The sequence below is a fragment of the Bullifex sp. genome (genome assembly GCF_034103065.1).
GTDB lineage: Bacteria > Spirochaetota > Spirochaetia > Sphaerochaetales > Sphaerochaetaceae > Bullifex.
In genome coordinates this window covers 1-8,093 of record NZ_JAXEGN010000168.1, presented here as the reverse complement: position 1 = coordinate 8,093, position 8,093 = coordinate 1, and the positions used below count along the sequence as shown (strand labels likewise).

Here is an 8,093-nt window from a genome sequence, read left to right as displayed (position 1 = left end):
TTTAAGCCATCTGCTACAGGACACTGGTATTTTACATTAAAGGATAAAGAAAGCCAAATAAGTGCGGTAATGTTCCGTTTTTCAAGGACTCCTAGCTCATACATTCCTCAAAATGGTGATATGGTCACAGTTTATTGCAATATTGATGTATATGAGCCAAGAGGCACATACCAAATTATTTGTCAAAGAATAGTAAGACAAGGTGATGGAGAAATATTAATTGAGCTTGAAAAAAGAAAACAATACTACCAAAGCTTAGGATACTTTGATATTGAAAATAAAAAGAGTATTCCTAAATACCCAACTAGAATTGGAATTGTTACAGCATCAAATGGAGCCGCAATTGAGGACATGTTAAACACATTAAAAAAGAGAGCTCCCTCTCTTGATGTTGTTATCTATCCATGCTTAGTCCAAGGTGAAAGTGCCGCTGAAGATATTAGTAATCAAATTAATAATGCAAACTTAATTCCAATGTGTGATGTCTTAATTGTTGGTAGAGGTGGTGGATCAAAAGAGGATTTGCTTTGCTTTTCTGATCCATTAGTAATTGAAGCAATACATAACTCTGAGATACCTGTTATTTCTGCCGTTGGACACGAAGTGGACTACAGCTTAAGTGATTACGTTGCAGATGTTAGAGCAATTACCCCAACTGAAGGAGCTGTAATTGCAACTGAAGGAATATATAGTGATAGAGTTAAACTTAAAACTATTTCTAATGAGCTTTCACAGTTAATTAAAAATATATTATTAAAAAGTCAAAATAGTCTTTCAGCACTTTCTGATGTAAAAGCAATTATGCTTACAAAGGTAAATAGCTACCACGTACCTTCTCCGGATGGAGTTAATTCAATGTTAAATCACCGAATTAATTCATCTTTAATTAAGGTTTCTTGGTTATATGATTTAATTAGCTCTAATATAAATGATAAAATAAAGGATTATTGTCACACTCTTGAAGGTGATGAATTAAAGCCTCTTATAGAAAAGAAGATTATAAATAACGAATATAATATTAATAATCTATCAAAGGATTTATCCTATCTAATAAGAGCAAAAGTAAAAGATAAGGAGCAAGAATTAGCAGCTACTTCGAAGGAGCTATCTGCGCTCTCACCTAAAGAGGTATTAAAAAGAGGTTATTCAATTGTATATAGTAAAGATGGGAAAATTATCAAAACATCAGCGGATGTTAAAGTAAATGACCAAATTACAATTGATTTATATGATGGAAAACTAAATGCAATAATTGGAGAATAATATGAGTTTTGAAAGTGATTTAAAAAAGCTTGAAGAGTTAACTGAAAAACTTCGTGACGAAAACACTGGTCTTGAGGAATCATTAAAAATTTATGAAGAAGCAACATTGCTTACTAAAAGATTAAATAAAACCCTTGAAGAGACTAAGAGAAAGATTGAAGAAGTCTCTAAAGATGGAATTATCACATCTAGAGAAGAGTGAAAATGTGGGACCTCTTTCGAGATCCCACAAAGCTATTTATACATCGTCCTGGAGTGCGTCGTAACCTTCTTCACCTGTTCTTACCTTAATAACATTTTCAACATCGTAGATGAAAATCTTACCATCGCCATAGTGACCTGTGTAAAGGACTTCCTTAATAGTATCAACAACCTTCATAACAGGCACCTTTGAAACAACGATTTCAACTTTTACTTTTGGAAGAACTGTCATCTCTACAGGAACACCTCTGTAGTACTCTGTCTTACCCTTCTGCATTCCGCAGCCCATTACATGGCTAAGTGTTAAGCCTGTTACACCAATTAATGCAAGAGCATGCTTTAGCTCATTAAACTTATTCTGTCTTGCAATTACTACAATCTTTGTAAGTTTAGCATCACTCTTTTCACTTGGCTCAGGGTATTCAACCTTTGCTGGAGCCTTAGCAAAAACCTCTGTAGGCTCACTATTAATTGAAGTATTAATGTAAACAGGAGCGAAGTCTGCATATGCACTTGTAAGTCCATGTTCTTTAATATCAAGACCAGCAATTTCCTCTTCAGCACTTACTCTTAATCCAATAGTTTTCTTAATTACAAAGAAGATAATTGTCATTACTACTACAACCCATACAATTACTGATACTACACCAAGTATTTGAGTAAGGAAGAAGCTAAATCCACCACCATAAAATAGTCCGATTTCTTCAGCAAATAATCCTGTAAGGATAGTTCCAACAGCACCACAAACACCATGAACTGAAACAGCACCAACAGGGTCATCTATCTTTACAACCTTTTCAAAGAACTCTACAGAAAAGACTACTAAAACACCTGCAATAAGACCGATAATTGCCGCACCTACTGGTGTAACTAGGTCACACCCCGCTGTAATTGCAACTAGTCCTGCAAGAGAACCGTTAAGAGTCATTGATACATCTGGCTTTCCATATCTCAACCATGTAAGTATCATGGTTGAACAAGTTGCAACTGCAGCAGCCATGTTTGTTGTAACAAAAATCTTTGATGCTGAAACTAATGTATCATCACCTGTCATTGATACTGTTGAACAACCATTGAAGCCAAACCAACAGAACCACAATATAAAACAACCTAATGCACCAAGTGTTAAGCTGTGTCCAGGAATTGCCTTTGCGTTTCCATTCTCATCGTATTTTCCAATTCTTGGTCCAAGGTATATTGCTCCAATTAATGCTGCAACACCACCTACCATGTGAACTGCTGTACTTCCTGCAAAATCATGAAATCCAAGACTTGCAAGCCAGCCACCACCCCAAATCCAGTGCCCTGAAATTGGATATACAAATAGTGATATCAGTAAGCTGTAGATACAGTAAGAAATAAACTTTGTTCTCTCTGCCATCGCACCAGAAACTATAGTTGCACTAGTTGCACAGAATACTGTCTGGAAAATAACGAATGCAAAGGAAGGAAATGTTGATGAATAATCTCCTCTAATAAAAGGATCAAAGCCACCAATAATAGGACCATCTCCTGCAAACATTAAGCCAAAGCCAATGAGCCAAAATGCAACCGTTCCAATGCAGTAGTCCATTACATTCTTCATGATAATATTTCCTGCGTTCTTACTTCTTGTAAAGCCCGTCTCTACCATTGCGAATCCAGCCTGCATGAAGAATACCAAAGCTGCACCTAAAAGCACCCAGATAGTGTCAACAGATGAATACATTTTTCTCCTCTCCTTGTTAAAAAAAATGAAGCGTACCGAGAGCAAACGGTACGCCTTTGTACGAAAAAAGGTGATAACAACTAAATGCTATCACCTTTGATGTGTGACTTTTTACAATATTGCCTAACTTTTTGTCAACACATTAATCAAATTTTTATTGATATATTTTTTTTGCTCTCAGGATCAACAAAGGTTAATCCAATGGCTTCAAGACCGAATTCACCATCTTTTCCACCATATCGCTCATCCCCAGTTAATGGATGTCCAGCCCAGGCCATGTGACACCTAATTTGATGACGAAAGCCTTGAGTAATTGTACAAATATAAGAGTTCTCAGTCTCCTTAACTATATCTGTTCTATAGACTTTTTCTCCATTTTTTATAGCTAAAGGACGTACACTTGCACCCTTTGGTCCAAAAGCTCTGAAACAAGAAATAATACTAACAGGACCATCATCGACACAATTAAAGGTGTATGGCGGAAATCCTGGTAAAACAGTATTTATTCCATTTGACTTGGCTCTATACTCTTTAATTAGCATATCATTTTTTTGTTGGTAATTAAGAAAGTCAAAAGCACTCTGACTAAGAGCAAAAAGAACAAGTCCCTTAGTTAGATTATCGAGCCTATGGACTAATCCCCCTTCCCATGGTTGATAGCCTGAAACAGCCATAATCTGAGGAAATTCATTTGCAACCCTAGAAACTAAGTTATCATTAGTTGAATTTTTTAAAGGAGCAGTCGGAAGACCGCTCTCTTTATATACTATTAATATTTTGGAATTTTTATAAACTACGTTAATCACGGCTAGAAGATGCACCAAAGAGTCTAAGTAGGTATAAGAAAATATTTAAGAAATCAAGATACAAGTTTAAAGCACCGATGATACCTATTTTTGTATACTCCTCTTCAGTCATCTCAGAACCATATTCTCTGTTCATATCAATTACTCTCTTAGAATCATAAACTGTTAAACCTAAGAAAATAATTACACCTAAAATTGAGATGAATAAATCAACACTTCTAAAGCCAAAGAATAAGTTAATTGTACTTGCAATTATTATTCCAAAAAGCCCCATCATTAAGTAAGTACCCCAAGAAGCAATATTACGTTTTGTAACATTAGCGTATATTGTTAATGCAATAAACATTAATGCAGTTGTTGTAAATGCTTTAGCAATTGAAGCTCCTGTATATACTAGAAAAATTGATGAAAGTGTTACACCTGTTAGTATTGAATAGGTAATAAAACAAATTTGAGCAGTTCTTGTATTCATTCTCTCAAGACGCATTGATAAGAACATTACAAGACCAAGTTCTGCTATTGCACAAAGAATAGTTACAAAAGGATTTGAATAAATAAATCTAATTGCTGATGAGCTTTGGCTAATTAAATAGCTAAATAATGCAGTAATAATTAAGCCTAAAGACATATAGCCATATACATGTTTTAATAGACCATTTTCACGTTCTCTAACGTTTGTTAAAACACTTAATTTTGTTTCTGACATTTATAACTCCTATAAAAATGAAAAATATGTCCAAATTAAAAAACGTCAACTATCGTTGGACATATCTACACGTAAAGTATATCATAACTATATGAAAAAGTACCTATTTCTTTTGTCTTTCATATTAATCACACTTATCTCTTGCCAGAGTATAAATAAAGATGCTCTCACGATTGACGAACATAATAGGATTACAAATTTATTAAAAGATAGCATTAATGAGGCAATACTTGAAACAGAAAGCTCTCTTTCAAATAATATGGAAATATTAAAAACTGTCCCAAGCTATGATAGATGGAGAAAAGAACTCCCAAGCTTTAAGGAGTTAGAAGCCTCGTATTTAAACTCTATTAATCAAGTTGTTAGAACTGCATTATTAGATATTTCTGATATTTTATTTTCGTATATAAAGGATTATGAATTTGAAGATCCAAAGTTATTCTTAGATGAAAGTTATCAATCCATAAGCGAACTACTTAGAAGACAATGTAACGAAGAAGTAATTGAAGCCTTTAATTATGCTGTTGTAAAAAACAAACAAATAATAAATGAAAGCTATAATAACTTAGAAAAAGAAGCATTTATTTGGAAAAGTAATTTAGATAACTTAAGTCTTATTGGAATAAAGAATGATATTTCCATGATTGAACCAATTAATGATTATGATATTGCTACTTTAGCAAAAGAGTTATACTTTAATGCACTTGGTCAAAATGAAGTAAAAATAAGAACAAGACAGGAGGCAGAACAAAAATGAGTGATCTCTTTAGTTCCCAAGAGCAAATTAGCTCCCAGCCTCTTGCCTATCGCATGAGACCACGAAACTTAGATGAGTATATTGGACAAGAACATATTATTGGAAAAGGAAGACTCTTAAGACGTGCTATTCAAGCAGATCTTCTTAGTTCTGTTATTTTCTATGGTCCTCCTGGAACAGGAAAGACAACACTTGCTAGAGTAATTGCAAACACCACAAAAAGTCATTTTGCAACTTTAAATGCAGTTCTATCGGGAGTTAAAGAACTAAGATATGAAATTGATATGGCTCGTGATAGACTTGCACACTTTTCGCAAAAAACTATTCTATTTGTTGATGAAGTTCATCGCTGGAATAAAAGTCAACAAGATGCCCTACTACCATGGGTTGAGAATGGAACATTTATATTAATTGGTGCAACTACAGAAAATCCTTACTTTGAAGTTAATGCAGCATTGGTATCAAGAAGTAGAGTGTTTCAGCTCACTAAACTAAATAAAGATGAATTAAAAAAGGTTGCATACCAAGCTTTAAATGATAAAGAAAGAGGATATGGAAACTACAGTATAGTATTCGAGGATGGCGCACTTGAACACTTAATAGATGTTGCAGAAGGAGATGCAAGATCTCTATTAAATGCACTTCAGTTAGCTGTTGAAACAACTCCAGAGACGTTTCCACCAAAAGCAGGATCTTCTATTTATATTTCTATGGATGCAGCAGAGGAATCAATTCAGAAGAAGGTAGTACTTTATGATAAAGAAGGTGATTACCACTTTGATGTTATCTCAGCCTTTATTAAATCAATTCGTGGTAGCGACCCTGATGCATCTCTATATTGGCTTGCTAGAATGGTTGCAGCAGGAGAAGATCCAAGATTTATCTTTAGAAGGATGTTAATTAGTGCTTGCGAGGATGTAGGTCTTGCAGATCCAAATGCAGTAACAGTTGTTGAATCCTGTGCAAGAGCCTTCGACCGTATTGGACTTCCTGAGGGCCGCTTTCATCTTACTCATGCAGCACTTTATTTAGCAACCTGTCCAAAGAGCAATTCTTCTCTTGCCTTCTTTGATGCACTTAAAGATGTTGAAAATGAAAAAGGTGAAGAAGTTCCAAACCACCTGAAAGATGCATCAAGAGATAAAAACAGCTTTGGACATGGAGAAGGCTATTTATACCCACATGCATATAAGGATCACTGGGTAAGTCAACAATATCTTCCATCCTCACTGCAGGGTAAAATGTACTATAAACCTTCAGAGCAGGGGTATGAGAAAACTATCAAAGCAGAGGTTGAAAGAAAAAGAGAAGCTCAACTTGAAAGTGTTAGCGAAGATACATTTACAGAAAACCTTACCTTCTCACCTGCAAATAGAAAAGAAGATATGTGGTTAAAACGTACTTCCTTGATGGGTTCTAAACTCTTATTAGAAATAAGAGATGAACTATTTAAAAATATTAACATTAAGCGTAGTGATAATATCTTAGTCTTAAATGGTTCCCATGGTTTAATTCTTTGGAATGCTTTAAGGTATAATCCTGAAGGCTTTACTGCATGCCAAGTAAAAACCAAAGAAGAATTTGATTACATTACTCACTATAAAGAAAGTCTTGAATTATTAAGACAACCTGAAATCTATCTTGGAAGTGCAAAAGATTATTTACTCTCTCAAGGAGAGGATATTCGTTTTGAATTTATCTTTGCTAAAAATCTTTTTTCTCGACTCTTTGAAGAAAAAGACTTAATTACTCTTCTAAAAAAACGAATTAAAATTGATGGTGAGATAAGATTATCAGAAAGTATTGCAAGAAAAGGCTCTAGGCTTAGTGACTTTATTTACGATAAAAGTGCTAAAGAACTCTTAAGAAGAGCGGAAAAAGAAATCTTTGATAGCTCATCAAATCCAATTACAGCTTGGGACGAAGATGATATGTTAAAGCTCTTTTCATCATATTTCACTACTGTTAATGGTTCTTGTCTTACTCAAACAGAAGAAAAGGTGTTAGATGAACAAACTTTAACACTTTGGCTTGATAAGAGATATCTTAAGGTTCTAAATGATTTAGGACTATATAGTGAAAAACTTAAACCAATCGTTCTTAATGAATTAAAAAATAAAGTAGTTAAGTGGAAACATACAGTAATGATAGTAACCCTCTCAAATAAGGAAGTAAAAATTGAAAAAAAAGAAACTTCTCCAGAGTGGATCGAAATTCATAAGAAATTGGGAAAACAAGTTTAATTATTTCTAATAGAATTGTTTTTGTAGAATAAGAGGAATCCTACTCATGAAACAGTAGGTCCAGATTGCAAATCGCTTAACACTTTTAGGAAGAGCTTTACCATCGTTTCAACTTAATTTTATTTAATGTTAAAAAAATAAAAAAACATGGACTTTTACATCCATGTTGTAAGCGAAAGACGGGACTTGAACCCGCGACATCCACCTTGGCAAGGTGGAGCTCTACCACTGAGCTACTTTCGCATTTGAGACCTCGATAAATCAGGTGCTTGCGAGAGGCGGGACTTGAACCCGCACATCAACGATACTAGAACCTAAATCTAGCGTGTCTGCCAATTCCACCACTCTCGCGGTGAGATATGAGCCGCAAAGGGATCGAACCTTTGACCCGCAGATTAAGAGTCTGCTG

7 protein-coding genes and 2 tRNA genes are annotated in these 8,093 nt (G+C 34.5%); 4 read left to right on the top strand and 5 right to left on the bottom strand.

The features are described from left to right. Both xseA and xseB read left to right on the top strand, forming a co-directional pair. Positions 1 to 1,263 (top strand): exodeoxyribonuclease VII large subunit (gene xseA, locus SOY52_RS06660; protein WP_320848180.1); only part of this gene is annotated, 1,263 nt, incomplete at its 5' end. A 1-nt stretch (position 1,264) separates the two neighbouring features. Further along, positions 1,265 to 1,465 carry an exodeoxyribonuclease VII small subunit gene (xseB, locus tag SOY52_RS06655; RefSeq protein WP_320848179.1) on the top strand — a complete coding sequence of 67 codons (201 nt, stop codon included), beginning with the start codon at positions 1,265 to 1,267 and terminating at the stop codon, positions 1,463 to 1,465. 36 nt (positions 1,466 to 1,501) lie between these two features. Here xseB and SOY52_RS06650 read toward each other — a convergent pair whose 3' ends face one another. The 3 genes from SOY52_RS06650 to SOY52_RS06640 all read right to left on the bottom strand — a co-directional run bounded on the left by SOY52_RS06650 (position 1,502) and on the right by SOY52_RS06640 (position 4,684). Further along, on the bottom strand, positions 1,502 to 3,172 hold the full coding sequence (locus SOY52_RS06650; protein ID WP_320848178.1) for an ammonium transporter: 1,671 nt from the start codon (positions 3,170 to 3,172) through the stop codon (positions 1,502 to 1,504). A 146-nt stretch (positions 3,173 to 3,318) separates the two neighbouring features. After that, on the bottom strand, positions 3,319 to 3,978 hold the full coding sequence (locus tag SOY52_RS06645; protein ID WP_320848177.1) for a pseudouridine synthase: 660 nt from the start codon (positions 3,976 to 3,978) through the stop codon (positions 3,319 to 3,321). Then, the gene (locus SOY52_RS06640) at positions 3,971 to 4,684 is read right to left on the bottom strand and encodes a Bax inhibitor-1/YccA family protein (RefSeq protein WP_320848176.1); all 714 of its coding nucleotides are present in this window, start codon (positions 4,682 to 4,684) and stop codon (positions 3,971 to 3,973) included. The genes SOY52_RS06645 and SOY52_RS06640 overlap by 8 nt, the downstream gene beginning before the upstream one ends. Before the next feature lie 91 nt (positions 4,685 to 4,775). On the opposite strand from SOY52_RS06640, the gene SOY52_RS06635 reads away from it, so the two are divergent. Both SOY52_RS06635 and SOY52_RS06630 read left to right on the top strand, forming a co-directional pair. Beyond that, the gene (locus tag SOY52_RS06635) at positions 4,776 to 5,441 is read left to right on the top strand and encodes a hypothetical protein (RefSeq protein WP_320848175.1); all 666 of its coding nucleotides are present in this window, start codon (positions 4,776 to 4,778) and stop codon (positions 5,439 to 5,441) included. Then, entirely contained in the window at positions 5,438 to 7,684 is a 2,247-nt protein-coding gene (locus tag SOY52_RS06630; protein ID WP_320848174.1) for an AAA family ATPase, read from the top strand. The genes SOY52_RS06635 and SOY52_RS06630 overlap by 4 nt, the downstream gene beginning before the upstream one ends. Positions 7,685 to 7,855: 171 nt before the next feature. On the opposite strand, the gene SOY52_RS06625 is transcribed toward SOY52_RS06630, so the two are convergent. Beyond that, positions 7,856 to 7,927, bottom strand: a tRNA-Gly gene (locus SOY52_RS06625). A gap of 27 nt (positions 7,928 to 7,954) precedes the next feature. After that, positions 7,955 to 8,035 (bottom strand) — tRNA-Leu (locus SOY52_RS06620). Between the last annotated feature and the right edge of the window lie 58 nt (positions 8,036 to 8,093).